General features: G+C 68.4%; 10 protein-coding genes. 7 read left to right on the top strand and 3 right to left on the bottom strand.

The annotated features are described in order from the left end of the window. Positions 1-717: 717 nt before the first annotated feature. Positions 718-1,518, bottom strand: coding sequence for a transporter substrate-binding domain-containing protein (locus CFB46_RS04675; RefSeq protein WP_089499379.1), 801 nt, complete (start codon positions 1,516-1,518; stop codon positions 718-720). A gap of 149 nt (positions 1,519-1,667) precedes the next feature. Between CFB46_RS04675 and hemE the strand changes: the two genes are divergently transcribed. The 4 genes from hemE to CFB46_RS04695 all read left to right on the top strand — a co-directional run bounded on the left by hemE (position 1,668) and on the right by CFB46_RS04695 (position 11,084). Next, positions 1,668-2,762 carry a uroporphyrinogen decarboxylase gene (hemE, locus tag CFB46_RS04680; RefSeq protein ID WP_306427300.1) on the top strand — a complete coding sequence of 365 codons (1,095 nt, stop codon included), beginning with the start codon at positions 1,668-1,670 and terminating at the stop codon, positions 2,760-2,762. Between the two features lie 452 nt (positions 2,763-3,214). Next, positions 3,215-5,476 carry a primosomal protein N' gene (locus CFB46_RS04685; RefSeq protein WP_089499458.1) on the top strand — a complete coding sequence of 754 codons (2,262 nt, stop codon included), beginning with the start codon at positions 3,215-3,217 and terminating at the stop codon, positions 5,474-5,476. Between the two features lie 451 nt (positions 5,477-5,927). Continuing rightward, positions 5,928-9,860, top strand: a complete 3,933-nt coding sequence (gene putA, locus CFB46_RS04690) for a trifunctional transcriptional regulator/proline dehydrogenase/L-glutamate gamma-semialdehyde dehydrogenase (protein ID WP_089499381.1) — start codon at positions 5,928-5,930, stop codon at positions 9,858-9,860. A gap of 84 nt (positions 9,861-9,944) precedes the next feature. Continuing rightward, on the top strand, positions 9,945-11,084 hold the full coding sequence (locus tag CFB46_RS04695) for a branched-chain amino acid ABC transporter substrate-binding protein (protein WP_027783174.1): 1,140 nt from the start codon (positions 9,945-9,947) through the stop codon (positions 11,082-11,084). A gap of 123 nt (positions 11,085-11,207) precedes the next feature. Here CFB46_RS04695 and CFB46_RS04700 read toward each other — a convergent pair whose 3' ends face one another. After that, positions 11,208-12,716, bottom strand: a complete 1,509-nt coding sequence (locus CFB46_RS04700; protein WP_089499382.1) for a class I adenylate-forming enzyme family protein — start codon at positions 12,714-12,716, stop codon at positions 11,208-11,210. 52 nt (positions 12,717-12,768) lie between these two features. Continuing rightward, entirely contained in the window at positions 12,769-14,421 is a 1,653-nt protein-coding gene (locus CFB46_RS04705) for an acyl-CoA dehydrogenase family protein (protein ID WP_089499383.1), read from the bottom strand. Between the two features lie 119 nt (positions 14,422-14,540). Between CFB46_RS04705 and CFB46_RS04710 the strand changes: the two genes are divergently transcribed. From CFB46_RS04710 to CFB46_RS04720, 3 genes are all read left to right on the top strand, one after another. After that, positions 14,541-15,209: a TetR/AcrR family transcriptional regulator gene (locus CFB46_RS04710; RefSeq protein ID WP_089499384.1), complete on the top strand. Its 669-nt coding sequence runs from the start codon at positions 14,541-14,543 to the stop codon at positions 15,207-15,209. A 207-nt stretch (positions 15,210-15,416) separates the two neighbouring features. Beyond that, positions 15,417-16,571, top strand: coding sequence for a pyridoxal phosphate-dependent aminotransferase (locus tag CFB46_RS04715; protein ID WP_089499385.1), 1,155 nt, complete (start codon positions 15,417-15,419; stop codon positions 16,569-16,571). A gap of 76 nt (positions 16,572-16,647) precedes the next feature. Continuing rightward, positions 16,648-17,436, top strand: a complete 789-nt coding sequence (locus CFB46_RS04720; RefSeq protein WP_089499386.1) for an ABC transporter substrate-binding protein — start codon at positions 16,648-16,650, stop codon at positions 17,434-17,436. The last annotated feature ends 4 nt before the right edge of the window (positions 17,437-17,440 follow it).

Consider the following 17,440-nt stretch of genomic DNA (forward strand, 5'->3'; position numbering starts at 1 on the left):
CGAAAATGCGGGAGAAACATGGCGGCCTGCGGGCCGCCCATGCAGGTCGCTACGTTTTCGATGGACGAAAAAAAGCGGGCTTATTAGCCCGCTAAAAACCACACGCTACGGGGTTAGCGCGAGGAGACCAAAGATGAAACCGTGTCCGGCGGGGAGCCGGAAACGACTCCAACAGGGATGCCCCTCGGAAGGGCTTCGGTACGTGACCGACTGGCTCGCAGCGCTTCGCGTCCGCTCACACTTGGCACACGAGACCGCATCCGTGTTGAAACCGTTGAGGCCCATTGTGGGCGAATTAATGACCCGTCGCGGTAACAAAGTGTTTCAGGTTGTAACGCCCGCCAGATAAGGCTTTCCGGGATTTTTTGCTGTTTTCGGGGTCCTGAAAAAGGTCATTTTTACCCATATTTTCCGCCGCGTTTTCAAGGTATGCGCGCGATGCGTTTTTCACGTGTATCGGGCGCGATGAATTGCCGATTTTCACGCGAGAAAGTGCATGGCGCGATCGATACCGCGCATGACGATTCATTCGTCAGAAAGATTTTGAAACGTGATCGGTACGCGCGAAAGTCGGCCGTTCGGCCAATCCGACGGGTTTTGCGCCGAGGGCGGGCGCCGCGGCGCGAAGGGAAGATGTAACGACGGCATGCCGGCTGCCGCCGCACGTGAGCGAACGGCGCCCGGCGGCCGCGGGGTCGGTGCCCGCGATCGGCCCGCTTACTTCAGCCACTTGTCCGAAATTGCCTGATATTCACCGGTGGACAGCGCGAGATGCAGCCATTGGTCGACGTACTGCTGGAACACGACGTCGCCGCGCGGCACCATGTACGCCTTCTCGCCGAACTGGAACGGTTTGTCCGGATGCACCGAGCAGAGGCCCGGATTCAGCTTTTGCTGCAACAGCGTCTCGGATGCATCCGTCACCATCACGTCGGCCTTGCCCGCGAGGATCTGCTTGAAGATCGTCACGTTGTCCGGATAGACGGCCAGGTTCGCATGCGTGAAGAACTGCTTCGCGAAGCGCTCGTTGGTGCCGCCCGGATTCACGATCACGCGCGTCTCGGGCCGGTCGATCTGCGCGACGGTCTGGTACTTGTCGGCATCCGCGCAGCGCACGATCGGCGTCTTGCCGTCGACCACGTACGGCTGCGTGAAAAACACGCGCTTCTGGCGCTCGAGCGTCGTCGACACGCCGCCCACCGCGATGTCGCACTTCGCGACGAAGTCGTTGGTGAGGTTCGACCAGCTCGTCTTCACGTAGTCGGTCTTCACGCCGAGCGATTTCGCGAGCGATTCCGCCATGTCGATGTCGATGCCCTCGAAGCGGCCGTCCGCCCGGTAGTACGAATACGGCTTGTAGTCGCCCGTCGTGCACACGCGCAGCGCGCCGCGCGCGAGCACGTCGTCGAGCCGCGAGCCGGCGGCCGGCGCGGTCGTGGCGGTGCCGGCCGCGGTCTGCGCGTGCGCGGCGGTGCAGCACAGCAACGCGGCTGCGGCGAGCGTGGCGAATGTCTTCATCGGTCTCCTCCTTCGTTCGGTTCGATATGAGCGTCCGATCATAACGGAGCCATCGCGCGCGTCATATGGCCGCCATCGCATCGGCATGCGCAGTCCGATCGCGGCTGTCCGGTAAAATGCCGCTTTGCCTTCGCATCGTCGCTCCTACCGTGGCCCATAACCTGCTCAACGACACCTTCCTGCGTGCGCTTCTGCGCGAGCCGACCGACTACACGCCGATCTGGCTGATGCGCCAGGCCGGCCGCTACCTGCCCGAATACAACGCGACGCGCGCGCGCGCCGGCAGCTTCCTCGGCCTCGCGAAGAATCCCGACTACGCGACCGAAGTGACGCTGCAGCCGCTCGAGCGCTTTCCGCTCGACGCCGCGATCCTGTTCTCGGACATCCTGACGATTCCCGACGCGATGGGGCTCGGCCTCGACTTCCAGGTCGGCGAAGGGCCGAAGTTCGCGCATCCGGTGCGTACCGAGGCCGACGTCGCGAAGCTCGCGGTGCCGGACATCGAGGAGACGCTCGGCTACGTGACGGGCGCCGTGCGCGAGATCCGCCGCGCGCTCACCGACGGCCAGGGCCGTCAGCGCGTGCCGCTGATCGGTTTCTCGGGCAGCCCGTGGACGCTCGCGTGCTACATGGTCGAAGGCGGCGGTTCGGACGATTTCCGCACGGTGAAGTCGATGGCGTATTCGCGCCCCGACCTGATGCACCGGATCCTCGACGTGAACGCGCAGGCGGTGGCCGCGTACCTGAACGCACAGATCGAAGCGGGCGCGCAGGCCGTGATGATCTTCGATACGTGGGGCGGCGCGCTGGCCGACGGCGCGTACCAGCGCTTCTCGCTCGATTACATCCGCCGCGTGGTGTCGCAGCTCAAGCGCGAGCACGACGGCGAGCGCGTGCCGGTGATCACGTTCACGAAGGGCGGCGGGCTGTGGCTCGAGGAGATCGCGGCGACCGGCGTCGACGCGGTCGGGCTCGACTGGACGGTCAATCTCGGCGCCGCGCGCGAGCGTGTCGCGGGGCGCGTGGCGCTGCAGGGCAACCTCGATCCGACGATCCTGTTCGCGCCGCCGGCCGCGGTGCGCGAACAGGCGCGCGCGGTGCTCGACAGCTACGGCAACCATCCGGGCCACGTGTTCAACCTCGGGCACGGTATTTCGCAATTCACGTCGCCCGATCACGTCGCCGAACTCGTCGACGAAGTGCATACCCACAGCCGCGCGATCCGTAGCGGAACGGCGAGCTGAACGCAAGCGCCGTCATGCTGCGTTGCGGAATGACGGTGTTTCGTTTCTGAAACTAAACAGGACGCAACCCCGCTCCCGTTGCCGATTCGGTGCTTGTCAAGACTTGACTTATACACATTTTCCACGTTGCAGCGCGGTAGAGCCCCGTATCGGTCAATTTATCTCGCTATGGTTAGGTAATTTGAATAGCAGCCTTATGGAATAAGGCTTCGCGGGGCCCGGCGGCAAGCGGCGAAAAACAGCGGAAAGCGCGGCCCCGCGCGCGTTGCGGCCGTTGAGCGGCGAGTTCTCAACAAAGTTATCCACAGGCTGTGGCAGGGTATACGGCGATTCCTAATGCGAATCCAAAACTTAGCGCCGAATCTGAAGTTTTACTTTAAGTTCGCCGTCGCGGTGCGGGCGAGGATGCAAGCCGTCTGTCCGCCGCATGCCGCCGCTGCCGGAGCATGTCGATGAGCGGCACCTACCTGCGCGTGGCGCTCGACCATCCGCTCGCGACCCTGTTCGACTACCGCTGCGATGTGCAGCCGGCGCCCGTGCCCGGCACGCTCGTGCAGGTGCCGTTCGGCAAGCGGCAGGCCGTCGGGCTCGTTTGCGAAGTCACCACTCACACCGATGTGCCGCCGTCGCGGCTGCGCGCGGTCGATGCGATCTGCGCCGACCTGCCGCCGTTGTCGGCCGACTGGCTCGCGCTCGTGTCGTTCGCCGCCGACTACTATCAGCGCGGGCGCGGCGAAGTCGCGTTGCCGGCGCTGCCGCAGGCGTTGCGCGACGCCGGGCGCTGGGGGCGGCTGCTCGCGCCGGAAGTACGCTACCGGCCGACCGAGGCCGGCCGCGCGGCGCTGCCCGATGCGTTGCCCGCGCGCGGCGCCGCGCTGCGCCGGCTCGCGCAGGCGCTCGTCGATACCGGCTCGCTGGCGCTGCCCGACGCGCGCGCGCTGCATCCGAAGGCGGCCGCGACGCTCGACGACTGGGCGGCGCGCGGCTGGGTGGACGTCGAGGAGATCGGCTGGGCCGATGCGCCTGTGGCCAAACCTGTGGATAACCTGTCGACAAACGGTGGACGCGCTGTGCCGCCGGCGTTGACGGACCAGCAGGCCGAGGCGCTCGACGCGCTCCGCGCCGCGCAGGGGTTCGCGCCGTTCCTGCTGCACGGCGTGACGGGCAGCGGCAAGACCGAGGTCTATCTGCATGCGCTCGCGTCGCTGCTCGACGCGCGGCCGGACGCGCAGGCGCTCGTGCTCGTGCCCGAAATCAACCTGACGCCGCAGTTCGAGGCCGCGTTTCGCGCACGCTTCGCGGGCACGCTCGCCGACGATGCGATCGTCACGCTGCACAGCGGGCTCGCCGAAGGCGAGCGGGCGCGCAACTGGCTCGCCGCGCACACGGGCCGTGCGCGGATCGTGCTCGGCACGCGCCTCGCGGTGCTCGCGTCGATGCCGACGCTCGCGTTGATCGTCGTCGACGAAGAGCACGAGCCCGCGTACAAACAGCAGGAAGGGCTGCGCTATTCGGCGCGCGACCTGGCCGTGTGGCGCGCGAAACAGCTCGGCATCACGGTCGTGCTCGGCTCGGCCACGCCGTCGCTCGAAACCTGGTGGCAGGCCGAGCAGGGGCGCTACACGCGGCTCACGCTGTCGCGCCGCGCGGTGGCCGACGCGACGCTGCCGACCGTGCGGCTGATCGACCTAGAAGAAGAGCGGCGGCGCGGGCGCGCGTCGATGGGCGGGCTGTCGGGGCCGCTCGTCGCGGCGCTGAAGGCGCGGCTCGAACGCGGCGAACAGAGCCTCGTGTTCCTGAACCGGCGCGGTTACGCGCCGCAGCTCGCGTGCGACGCATGCGGCTGGGTGGCCGGCTGTCCGCGCTGCAGCGCCTACGTCGTGCTGCACAAGCCCGAGCACGCGCTGCGCTGCCATCACTGCGGCTGGGAAGCGCGCATTCCGCGGTCGTGCCCCGAGTGCGGGAACGTCGATATCGCGCCGCTCGGACGCGGGACGCAGCGCATCGAGGAGGCGCTCGCCGAGGCCGTGCCGGGCGCCAGGATTCTGCGGATCGACGCGGACAGCACACGCCGCAAGGGCAGTGCGCAGGCACTGTTCTCGGACGTGCACGCGGGCGAAGTCGACATCCTGGTCGGCACGCAGATGATCGCGAAGGGGCACGATTTCCAGCGCGTGTCGCTCGTCGGCGTGCTCAATGCCGATACCGCGCTGTTCTCGCACGACTTCCGCGCGAGCGAGCGGCTGTTCGCGCAGCTGATGCAGGTGAGCGGTCGTGCAGGGCGTGCCGGGCTGCCGGGCGAGGTGATGGTGCAGACGCGCTACCCGCGTCACGCGCTGTACCACGCGCTCGGGCGGCAGGACTACGTGGGCTTCGCGAATTCGACGCTCGGCGAGCGTCGCGACGCGCACCTGCCGCCGTTCGTCTACCAGGCGCTGCTGCGCGCCGAAGGCCGCACGCTCGACGCGGCGCTTGCGTTCCTGCTGCAGGCCGCGACCGCGTTGCCGGGGCTGCCGGGCGCCGATCGTGTGACCGTGTACGACGCGGTGCCGATGACGATCGTGAAGGTCGCGAACGTCCACCGCGCGCAACTGCTGCTCGAAAGCGCGTCGCGGGCGGCGCTGCAGCATGCGCTGCGCGCATGGCTGCCGGAGCTGCGCGCGCTGAAGGGCGTGTTGCGGTGGAGCGTCGAGGTCGATCCGCTGGATATCTGAGCGGCGTACCCGCCCGCATGGCGCGGGCCGCTGCCGGAAGCCAGGAAGCCAGGAAGCCAGGAAGCCAGGAAGCCAGGAAGCCAGGAAGCCAGGAAGCCAGGAAGCCAGGAAGCCAGGAAGCCAGGGCCGCCGGGCGCCCCGACCCGTCTTCCGCCGTCGCGTGCCCGACGCCGGCACCGCACCACATCACCCCAGTGCAACCCGTTTTCGGTCGCTTTCGCGCATGCCGAGGGTTGCACACGCCCGTCGAACCGGCTCGATCAGGGAAAACACCGATCCCGAGACCACGGGCAACCCCTAGGTTGCAACCGGATAAGTGTCTGATTATATTGACTAACTTATGGGTGCAACCTGCCTCTCAATTTGGTTGCACCTTTTTATTGCGTGCCGTAGGATTTCGCGCATCCTCTTACACCACATTGCCGGGCTCGCACCGGCGCACGAACCCACCATGGCAAGCACGACTCTCGGCGTCAAAGTCGACGACCTTCTCCGCTCGCGCCTCAAGGACGCCGCCGCGCGTCTGGAGCGCACTCCCCACTGGCTGATCAAGCAGGCGATCTTCGCGTATCTCGAGCGGATCGAGCACGGCCAGTTGCCGGCCGAGCTGTCGGGCCACAGCGGCGTGACGGAGCTCGCCGACGGACAGACGGCGGACGGCGACGACGACAACTCGTCGCATCCGTTCCTCGAGTTCGCGCAGAACGTGCAGCCGCAATCGGTGCTGCGCGCGGCGATCACGGCCGCGTACCGCCGCCCGGAACCGGAATGCGTGCCGTTCCTGCTCGGCCAGGCGCGTCTGCCCGCGAACCTGCAGGCGGACGCGCAGGCGCTCGCGACGAAGCTGGTCGAGACGCTGCGCGAGAAGAGCTCGGGCGGCGGCGTCGAAGGGCTGATCCACGAGTTCTCGCTGTCGAGCCAGGAAGGCGTTGCGCTGATGTGTCTCGCCGAAGCGCTGCTGCGCATTCCCGATCGCGCGACGCGCGATGCGCTGATCCGCGACAAGATCAGCAAGGGCGACTGGCGCTCGCACGTCGGCCACGCGCCGTCGCTGTTCGTGAACGCGGCGACCTGGGGGCTGATGATCACCGGCAAGCTCGTGACGACCAACAGCGAAGCGGGCCTGTCGTCGGCGCTCACGCGCCTGATCGGCCGCGGCGGCGAGCCGCTGATCCGCAAGGGCGTCGACATGGCGATGCGCCTGATGGGCGAGCAGTTCGTCACCGGCGAAACGATTTCCGAAGCGCTCGCGAACAGCCGCAAGTACGAAGCGCGCGGCTTCCGCTACTCGTACGACATGCTCGGCGAAGCGGCGACGACCGAAGAGGATGCGCTGCGCTACTACGCGTCGTACGAACAGGCGATCCATGCGATCGGCAAGGCGGCCGGCGGCCGCGGCATCTACGAAGGCCCGGGCATCTCGATCAAGCTGTCGGCGCTGCACGCGCGCTACTCGCGCTCGCAGCAGGACCGCACGATGAGCGAACTGCTGCCGCGCGTGCGCGCGCTCGCGCTGCTCGCGCGCCGCTACGACATCGGCCTGAACATCGACGCGGAAGAGGCCGACCGCCTCGAACTGTCGCTCGATCTGCTCGAGGCGCTGTGTTTCGATCCGGAGCTCGCGGGCTGGAACGGCATCGGCTTCGTCGTGCAGGGCTACCAGAAGCGCTGCCCGTTCGTCATCGACTACCTGATCGATCTCGCGCGCCGCAGCCGTCACCGCCTGATGATCCGCCTCGTGAAGGGCGCGTACTGGGATACCGAAATCAAGCGGGCGCAGGTCGACGGCCTCGAAGGCTATCCGGTCTACACGCGCAAGATCTACACCGACGTGTCGTACCTCGCGTGCGCGAAGAAGCTGCTCGCGGCGCCGGACGCCGTCTACCCGCAATTTGCGACGCACAACGCGTACACGCTGGCCGCGATCTACCAGCTCGCGGGCCAGAACTACTACCCGGGCCAGTACGAATTCCAGTGCCTGCACGGGATGGGCGAGCCGCTGTACGAGGAAGTCACGGGCCGCGACAAGCTGAACCGTCCGTGCCGCGTGTACGCACCGGTCGGCACGCACGAGACGCTGCTCGCGTACCTCGTGCGCCGTCTGCTGGAAAACGGCGCGAACACGTCGTTCGTGAACCGTATCGCCGACAAGACGGTGTCGGTGAAGGAACTGGTCGCCGATCCGGTCGACGAAGCATCGAAGGTCGTGCCGCTCGGCGCGCCGCACGCGAAGATCCCGCTGCCGCGCAACCTGTATGGCGACGAGCGCCCCAACTCGATGGGCCTCGATCTGTCGAACGAACACCGTCTCGCGTCGCTGTCGTCCGCGCTGCTCGCGAGCGCGCATCATCCGTGGCGCGCGGCGCCGATGCTCGCCGATGACGCGCTCGCCGACGCACCGGCGCGCGACGTGCGCAACCCGGCCGACCAGCGCGACGTGGTCGGCACGGTCAGCGAAGCGACGGCCGAGCACGTGAGCGCGGCGCTCGCGCATGCGGTGGCCGCCGCGCCGATCTGGCAGGCGACGCCGGTCGACGCGCGCGCCGATTGCCTGGTGCGCGCGGCCGATCTGCTCGAAGCGCAGATGCACACGCTGATGGGCCTGATCGTGCGCGAAGCCGGCAAGTCGCTGCCGAACGCGATCGCCGAGATCCGCGAAGCGGTCGACTTCCTGCGCTACTACGCGGCGCAGATCCGCGGCGAATTCTCGAACGACACGCACCGTCCGCTCGGCCCCGTGGTCTGCATCAGCCCGTGGAACTTCCCGCTCGCGATCTTCATGGGCCAGGTGGCCGCGGCGCTGGCCGCCGGCAACACGGTGCTCGCGAAGCCCGCCGAACAGACACCGCTGATCGCCGCGCAAGCCGTGCGTCTGCTGCGCGAGGCCGGGGTGCCGGCCGGCGCGGTGCAACTGCTGCCGGGCACCGGCGAGACCGTCGGCGCGGCGCTGGTCGCCGATCCGCGCACGCGTGCGGTGATGTTCACGGGTTCGACCGAAGTCGCGCGCCTGATCAACAAGACGCTCTCCGCGCGCCTCGATCCGGACGGCAAGCCGATTCCGCTGATCGCCGAAACGGGCGGCCAGAACGCGATGATCGTCGACTCGTCGGCGCTCGCGGAGCAGGTCGTCGCGGACGTGATGCAGTCGTCGTTCGACTCGGCCGGTCAACGGTGTTCGGCGCTGCGCGTTCTGTGTCTGCAGGACGACGTCGCGGACCGCACGCTGACGATGCTCAAGGGCGCGATGCACGAGCTGACGCTCGGCAACCCCGACCGGCTGTCGACCGACGTCGGCCCGGTGATCGACGCCGAAGCGAAGCAGACGATCGACACGCACGTCGCGGCGATGAAGGACAAGGGCCACGCGGTCACGCAACTGCCGATGCCCGAGACCTGCGCGTACGGCACGTTCGTGCCGCCGACGCTGATCGAGATCGGCAGCATCGACGAGTTGAAGCGTGAAGTGTTCGGCCCCGTGCTGCACGTGGTGCGCTACCGCCGCAACCAGCTCGACAAGCTGCTCGAGCAGATCCGCGCGACCGGTTACGGGCTGACGCTCGGCATCCACACGCGGATCGACGAGACGATCGCGCACGTGATCTCGAATGCGCACGTGGGCAACATCTACGTGAACCGCAACGTGATCGGCGCGGTGGTCGGCGTGCAGCCGTTCGGCGGCGAAGGGCTGTCGGGCACGGGCCCGAAGGCCGGCGGCGCGCTGTACCTGCAGCGCCTGCTCGCGACGCGTCCGTCGGGCCTGCCGCGCTCGCTCGCGCAGTCGCTGGTGGCGGACGGCGCGACCGAAAGCGATGCGCGCGGCAACCCGGCGGCGGCGCTCACGACGCTGCGCGACTGGCTGATCGAGCAGCGCGAGCCGGCGCTGGCCGCGCGTTGCGACGGCTATCTCGCGCAGGTGCCGGCCGGCGCGACCGCCGTGCTGACCGGCCCGACGGGCGAGCGAAACACGTATACACTCGGCCCGCGCGGCACGGTGCTGTGTGTCGCGGCCACGCCGGGCGGCGCACGTGCGCAGTTCGCGGCGGTGCTGGCGACGGGCAACCGCGCGTTGTTCGCCGGCGCGGCGGGCGAGGCGCTGGTCGCCGCGCTGCCGGCGTCGCTGAAGGCGCACGCGGCCGTGCGCAAGCAGGCCGACGCGCCGTTCGACGCGGTGCTGTTCGAAGGCGACAGCGACGAGCTGCAGACGCTCGTGAAGGACGTCGCGCAGCGGCCGGGCCCGATCGTGTCGGTGCAGGGCGTGTCGGTGGGCGCGTTCGAGAACGGCGATGCGGAAGACTACGCGCTCGAGCGGCTCCTGACGGAGCGCTCGGTGAGCGTGAACACGGCCGCGGCGGGCGGCAATGCGAATTTGATGACGATCGGCTGATCATCCTTGCCGTTCGGATCAAACAAAGGAAGCGGCAAGGCGATCCCGAAGCCGCTCCATTTACCCTGGTACCAAGGAGATGCTATGCAACACACGATGAAAAAGGTGGCAGGCGCGACGTTCGTCGCGGTCATGTCGCTGGCGGGGACGGCCCATGCGGATGACGTGAAGATCGGTTACGCAGGGCCGATGACGGGCGCGCAGGCGCACTACGGCAAGGATATGCAGAACGGGATCGTGCTCGCGCTGGAAGACTTCAACGCGACGAACCCGAAGATCGGCGGCAAGGCCGTGAAGTTCGTGCTCGACACGCAGGACGACCAGGCTGACCCGCGCACGGGTACGACGGTCGCGCAGAAGCTGGTCGACGACGGCATCAAGGGCATGCTCGGCCACTTCAACTCGGGCACGACGATTCCGGCCTCGCGCATCTACGCGAACGCCGGCATTCCGGAAATCGCGATGGCGACGGCGCCGGAATACACGCAGCAGGGCTACAAGACGACCTTCCGCATGATGACGTCCGACACGCAGCAGGGCTCGGTGGCCGGCACGTTCGCGTCGAAGGATCTCGGCATGAAGAAGATCGCGATCGTCGACGACCGCACGGCCTACGGCCAGGGTCTCGCCGACCAGTTCGAGAAGGCCGCGAAGGCCGGCGGCGCGACGATCGTCGACCGTGAATTCACGAACGACAAGGCCGTCGACTTCAAGGCGATTCTCACGAAGCTGAAGGCGGCGAAGCCGGACCTCGTCTACTACGGCGGCGCGGATTCGCAGGCAGCGCCGATGGTCAAGCAGATGAAGACGCTCGGCATCACCGCACCGCTGATGAGCGGCGAAATGGTGAAGACGCCGACGTTCCTGAAGATCGCGGGCAACGCGGCCGAAGGCACGATCGCGTCGCTGGCCGGCCTCCCGCTGGAAGAAATGCCGGGCGGCAAGGGTTACGCCGACAAGTACAAGAAGCGCTTCGGCGAAGACGTGCAGACGTACTCGCCGTACGCGTACGACGGCGCGATGGCGATGCTGAACGCGATGAAGAAGGCCGATTCGACCGACCCGGCGAAGTACCTGCCGGTGCTCGCGAAGACCGACATGGCCGGCGTCACGTCGACGCACGTCGCGTATGACGCGAAGGGCGACCTGAAGAACGGCGGCATCACGATGTACAAGGTCGAGAAGGGCGAGTGGAAGCCGCTGAAGAGCATCGGCGGCAAGTAAGCAGCCGGTCGTGATGTTCTGAAGCGCGGGCGGCGGCGAAGGTCGCTGCCCGGCCGCTCATGCATGTAAAAAAGCCACCGGGCCGTCGAGCTCGGTGGCTTTTTTTATCGGCGTGAGCGGAGGCTACTCCCCGCGCACGCGCAGCAGGAACTTCTGCAGCTTGCCGGTCGGCGTGCGCGGCAGCGCCTGCACGAACGTGAATTCGCGCGGGATCTTGTACGCGGCGAGCCGCTCGCCGCAGAACGTGCGCAGCGCATCCGCATCGAGCGCCGCGTTCGCCCGCGTCACGACGTGCGCGACGACCGTCTCGCCCCAGTCCGGATGCGGGACGCCGACGACGGCCGCCTCGGCGATGTCCGGGTGCGCGCCGAGCACGTCCTCCACTTCCTTCGAATAGACGTTCTCGCCGCCGGTGACGATCATGTCCTTCAGCCGGTCGACGATGAACAGGTAGCCATCCTGATCGATCCGCGCGAGGTCGCCGGTGCGATACCAGCCGTGCGGCGCGAACGCGGCGCGCGTCGCGGCCGCGTCGTCGAGATAGCCGAGCATCATGCAGTCGGCCTTCAGCCAGATCTCGCCGGTTTCGCCCGGCCGCGCATCGACGCCGTCCATCCGTACGACCCGCAGGTCGACGCCCGGGCCGCCCTGGCGGCCGATGGAGCCCGCCTTCGCGATCTGCTCGTCCGGATACAGCGTCGTGCCGGCCGGCCCGGTTTCGGTCATCCCGTACACGTGGAAGAACGCGTGGCTGCGGTACGCGTGGGCGAGCCGTTCGGCCTGCGCGGCGCCGATCGGGCCGCCGCCGTACAGCCACGCGCGCACGCTCGACAGGTCGAATGCCGCGAAGCCGTCGATCGTGTCGAGCGGCAGCGTATACGATACCGGCGCGCCGAAATACAGCGTCACGCGCTCGCGCTCGACGGTCTGCAGAAAGCGCAGCGGATGGTATTCGCGCAGCAGCACGACGGTGCCGCCCGCGTACAGCGTGCCGCCGAACCAGTTGTTCAGCGGCGACGAATGCCAGATCGGCATCGCCATCAGCGTGCGCTCGTCGCGGCCGATCCCGGTCGCGAGCGCCGCCTGCATCGCCGCGAGCGTCACGGTGCGATGACTGTGCACGCACCCCTTCGGGCGGCCGGTCGTGCCGGACGTGTAGAGGATCTGCGCGATGTCGTCGTCGGCCGGCTCGATGCCCGCGAGGCCGTCCATCGTCGCGCACATCGCGTCGAAGTTCGGCACGCCGTCGAGTTCCCCCTCGGTGACGAGCCGCCGCGCCGGATGCACGATGCGCTCGACCACCGGCGCGAGCGTCACGTCGAACAGCAGCGCCTTGCTGCCGCTGTGTTCGAGCACGTAGTCGACCTCCGGCGCCTGCAGCTTGTGGTTGACCGGCACGAATGCCGCGCCGAGGCGCCATGCGCCGAACATCAGGTCGACGAAGGCCGGCGTGTTGAGGCACATCGCGGCGACGCGGTCGCCGGCCGCGACGCCGAGCGCGCTCAGCACGGCCGCCGCGCGGTGCGAACGCTCGCGTGCGGCCGCATACGTGATCGTCGCGGATTCGTTGACGAGGAACGGCTTGTCGGGCGTCGCACGGGCGGCGCGGTCGAGGGCGGCGACGAGGTTCATCGAGGCTCCGGGGCGGGGCGAACGACTGCGAATTCGGGTGAACGGGCCGGCGTCAGGCCGGGTACGCGCGCTGCAGCAGTGCGGCGACGTCGATCGCGTGCGGCTCGAAGCCGCCCGCGATGCGGCCCCAGTCGGGCGCGGCGAGCCGCGTCGCGACGAACGCGTCGGCGACGGCCGCCGGCGCATCGCGGCGCAGCAGGCACGCCTGCGCGACGATCGCGAGCCGCTGCGCGAACACGCGGCCCGACGCCTCGAGCGTGTCGGCCGGGGCGGCGAGCATCGCGCGCAACGCGTCGAGCGCCGCGCGAATGCGCGGTTCGCCCGCGCCGAGGTCGGCCAATTCGTCGAACAGCGCGGCGGCCGCGTCGGGCTCGCGCGACACGGCGCGCAGCACGTCGAGACACATCACGTTACCCGAGCCTTCCCAGATCGAGTTGACGGGCGCCTCGCGGAAGAGGCGCGCGATCGGGCCGTCGTCGACGTAGCCGTTGCCGCCGAACACTTCCATCACCTCGCCGGTCAGCTCGACCGCGCGCTTGCAGATCCAGAATTTCGCGGCGGGCGTGACGATCCGCTTCCATGCGCGTTCGCGCGGCGAGTCGTCGCGTTCGAACGCATCGGCAAGGCGCATCGCGAGCGACAGCGCCGCCTCGCTTTCGAGCGCGAGATCGGCGAGCACGGTGCGCATCAGCGGCTGCTCGGCGAGCGCGCGGCCGAATGCATGGCGCTGGCGCGTGTAGGCGATCGCCTGCACGACGCCCTGGCGCAGCATCGCCGCGCTGCCGAGCACGCAGTTCAGCCGCGTGGTGGTGGCCATCTCGATGATGGTCGGAATGCCGCGGCCTTCGTCGCCGAGCATGATCCCCCACGCATCGTTCAGCTCGACCTCGCTGCTCGAGTTGCTGCGGTTGCCGACCTTGTTCTTCAGCCGCTGGATCTCGACTGCGTTCTTCGTGCCGTCCGGCCGCCAGCGCGGCACGTAGAAGCACGACGGGCCGCCGGCTTCGGTGTGCGCGACGACGAGGTGCGCGTCGCACATCGGCGCGGAGAAGAACCACTTGTGGCCGCGCAGCCGGTATTCGCCGCCGCGCCCGCCCGCGCCGACCGGCGTGGCGAGCGTCGTGTTCGCGCGTACGTCGGAGCCGCCCTGTTTCTCGGTCATGCCCATGCCGAACCAGATCGCGCGCTTGTCGGCGACCGGCACGTCGCGCGGGTCGTAGTCGTCGCTGTAGAGCTTGTCGCGCAGCAGGTCCCACAGCGCCGGCTCCTTCTGCAGCACGGGAATCGCGGCCTGCGTCATCGTCGCGGGGCACAGCGTGCCGGCCTCGATCTGGCCGTGCAGGTAGAAGCCGGCGGCCGTCGCGGCCCAGCGGCCGCGGCGCGCGTCGCGGAACGCGAGCGACACGAAGCCTTCGTGGCGATACTGGCCGAGCAGTGCGTGCCATGCGGGATGGAAGTCGACGCGGTCGATGCGCCGGCCGCGCCGGTCGAACGCGTTCAGTTCGGGCGTGTGGCGGTTCGCTTCGTCGGCGAGCCGCGCGGTGTCGGCGCTCCCGAGCCGCGCGCCGTACGCGTCGAGCTGCGGCACGGCCCAGTCGGCGCCCGCCCGGGCGAGCGCGCCGCGCAGCGCGAGATCCGTCGCGAAGAGGTTATAGTCGACGAGTTCGTCGAACTGGTTCGTGACGGCGTGAGTCGAGTCGGTCATCGCGGTTGTCTCCGGTCTCATGCTTCGCGGTCAGCCGGCGTCGTGCCGCGCGGAGAGCGCTTCGGCGCGGGTTCCGGCTTCCGGTAAACGGATGCCCTGCTGAATTCAGAGTAGCAAATATGCCGCCGCGACATGTTCAGGTTCCGGCGCCGCCCGGCTCGCCGGCGGCGCAACCCGCGCCCGCGTTGCGCCGCCGGCCGCGCCAGTCGCGCGCGCAGGCGAGCTCCGACGCGCTGCAACAGGCGTTCGTTCAGCTTTTGCTCGAACGCGGCTACGCGAAGGCGACGATCCGCGAGATCGCGGCCGTCGCGGGCGTCAGCATCGGCACCTTCTACGAGTATTTCGGCGACAAGCAGAGCCTCGCGGCGCTCTGCATCCACCGCCGCGTGCTGGCGCTGGCCGACCGGCTGCGCGACACGGTGCAGCGGTTGCGCGGCGCGCCGCGGGCCAGGCTCGCCGCCGCGCTGGTCGACCTCCAGGTCGAGACGATCGCCGCCGACGCGGCGCTGTGGGGCGCGCTGTTCGCGCTGGAGCGGCAGGTGTCGCCGCTGACCGCCTATCGCCGGCATTACGACGCCTATGTCGCGCTGTGGCGCGATGCGCTCGCGCACGCGGCCGACCCGCCGCCGGCCGAGCGGCTCGACGGGCTCGCGCGGATGGCCCACACGATCTGCTACGGCGGGCTGTCGCAGGCGCTGCTGACGCTCGGGCCGGCGCTCGATTTCGCCGCGCAACGCCGCGAACTGCGGGCCGTGCTGCTCGCGTACCTCGCGGCGGCGAATGGATAGCCCTTCGTAGGGGAAATGCCTGATTCGCATGTCGAGGCCGCAGATCAGCCTTGCCGGTGCGTACTTCTCGCCGCGAGCCATGAGAAAAATGCATGGTCGCCATGACGAACTTTCGATTGTCCGCCGATATTGGCTGGGGCTAAATCATGCGGCAGATGCAGGGCCGCGCAGGGCGCGGCCGGCCGAAGGACATCAGGAGGAGGAGTCATGCGAAGCGCTACCGCGCCCCGTTCGAAACTGCCCGACGTCGGGACGACGATCTTCACGGTGATCGGCCAACTGGCCGCGCAATACGATGCGTTGAACCTGTCGCAGGGCGCACCCAATTTCGCGCCCGATCCGGCGCTCGTCGAAGGCGTCGCGCGCGCGATGCGCGACGGCCACAACCAGTACGCGCCGATGGCCGGCGTGATCGCGCTGCGCGAGCGGCTCGCCGAGAAGACCGAGGCGCTGTACGGCGCGCGCTACGACCCGGCGACCGAGATCACGGTGATCGCGAGCGCGAGCGAAGGGCTTTATGCGGCGATCAGCGCGCTCGTGCATCCGGGCGACGAAGTGATCTATTTCGAGCCGTCGTTCGACAGCTATGCGCCGATCGTGCGGCTGCAGGGCGCGACGCCGGTCGCGATCAAGCTGTCGCCCGAGCATTTCCGCGTGAACTGGGACGAGGTGGCCGCGGCCATCACGCCGCGCACGCGGATGATCATCGTCAACACGCCGCACAACCCGACCGCGACGGTGTTCTCCGCCGACGATCTCGAGCGGCTCGCGCAGCTCACGCGCGACACGGGCATCGTGGTGCTGTCCGACGAAGTCTACGAGCACGTGGTGTTCGACGGCGCGCGGCACCAGAGCGTCGCGCGCCACCGCGAGCTGGCCGAGCGCAGCGTGATCGTGTCTTCGTTCGGCAAGTCGTTCCACGTGACCGGCTGGCGCGTCGGCCATTGCCTCGCGCCGGCCGAGCTGATGGACGAGATCCGCAAGGTGCACCAGTTCATGGTGTTCTCGGCCGACACGCCGATGCAGGTCGCGTTCGCCGAAATCTTCGCGCGGCCGGACAGCTATCTTGGCCTGTCGGCGTTCTACCAGGCCAAGCGCGACCTGCTCGCGCGCGAGCTGGCCGATTCGCGTTTCGAGCTGCTGCCGAGCGAAGGCTCGTTCTTCATGCTCGCGCGCTTTCGCCACTTTTCGGACGAAAGCGACAGCGATTTCGTGCTGCGCCTGATCCGCGACGCGCGTGTCGCGACGATTCCGCTGTCGGCGTTCTATACCGACGGCACCGACGCCGGCGTGATCCGGCTCAGTTTTTCGAAGGACGACGCGACGCTGGTCGAAGGCGCGCGGCGACTGCGTTCGCTGTAGAAAAACCGGCGACGGGCAACCGGCGACGGGCATCCGGCGACGGGCACGTCGCATCGACCAGACACAGGAGATCACGATGAAGCACACGGCCACCCTGAAACTCGCGTTCGCACTTGCGTGCGCAATCGGCTCCGGCGCGGCGCTCGCCGATGCGCCGACGCTGCGTTTCGGCCTCGAAGCGCAATACCCGCCGTTCGAATCGAAGGCGCCGAACGGCGACCTGCAGGGCTTCGACATCGACGTCGGCAATGCCGTCTGCCAGACGGCGAAGCTGTCGTGCAAATGGGTCGAGACGTCGTTCGACGGGCTGATTCCGGCGCTGAAGGGCCGCAAGTTCGACGCGATCAACTCGGCGATGAACGCCACCGAGCAACGGCGCCAGGCGATCGACTTCACGACGATCATCTATCGCGTGCCGACCCAGCTGATCGCGCGCACCGGCAGCGGCCTGCTGCCGACGCCGGAATCGCTGAAGGGCAAGCGCGTGGGCGTGCTGCAGGCGTCGATCCAGGAAACCTTCGCGAAGGCGCACTGGGAGCCGGCCGGCGTCGCGGTCGTCGCGTACCAGGACCAGAACCAGGCGTATGCGGATCTGGTCGCGGGCCGCCTCGACGCGACGCTCGTGCTCGCGCCATCCGGCCAGCGCGGCTTCCTGTCGCGCCCGGACGGCAAGGGCTTCTCGTTCGTCGGCCAGCCGGTGCACGACGACAGGATTCTCGGCAGCGGCATCGCGTTCGGGCTGCGCAAGGGCGACGATGCGCTGAAGGCGAAGCTCGACGCGGCGATCGACAAGCTGAAGGCGGACGGCACGGTGAAGTCGCTCGGCCTGAAGTATTTCGGCGATATCGACATCTCGACGAAGTAAGCGG

Origin of the sequence: Burkholderia sp. HI2761 (assembly GCF_002223355.1) — a bacterium.
Classification (GTDB): Bacteria; Pseudomonadota; Gammaproteobacteria; order Burkholderiales; family Burkholderiaceae; genus Burkholderia.

Bases quoted from the DNA above. Each gene is read 5' to 3' on its own strand.
- CFB46_RS04710 (WP_089499384.1), top strand. From the start codon at position 14,541: ATGCCGCCGCGACATGTTCAGGTTCCGGCGCCGCCCGGCTCGCCGGCG.
- CFB46_RS04675 (WP_089499379.1), bottom strand. From the start codon at position 1,518: ATGAAGACATTCGCCACGCTCGCCGCAGCCGCGTTGCTGTGCTGCACC.
- CFB46_RS04685 (WP_089499458.1), top strand. From the start codon at position 3,215: ATGAGCGGCACCTACCTGCGCGTGGCGCTCGACCATCCGCTCGCGACC.
- CFB46_RS04700 (WP_089499382.1), bottom strand. From the start codon at position 12,716: ATGAACCTCGTCGCCGCCCTCGACCGCGCCGCCCGTGCGACGCCCGAC.
- CFB46_RS04715 (WP_089499385.1), top strand. From the start codon at position 15,417: ATGCGAAGCGCTACCGCGCCCCGTTCGAAACTGCCCGACGTCGGGACG.
- CFB46_RS04705 (WP_089499383.1), bottom strand. From the start codon at position 14,421: ATGACCGACTCGACTCACGCCGTCACGAACCAGTTCGACGAACTCGTC.
- CFB46_RS04720 (WP_089499386.1), top strand. From the start codon at position 16,648: ATGAAGCACACGGCCACCCTGAAACTCGCGTTCGCACTTGCGTGCGCA.
- CFB46_RS04695 (WP_027783174.1), top strand. From the start codon at position 9,945: ATGCAACACACGATGAAAAAGGTGGCAGGCGCGACGTTCGTCGCGGTC.
- putA (WP_089499381.1), top strand. From the start codon at position 5,928: ATGGCAAGCACGACTCTCGGCGTCAAAGTCGACGACCTTCTCCGCTCG.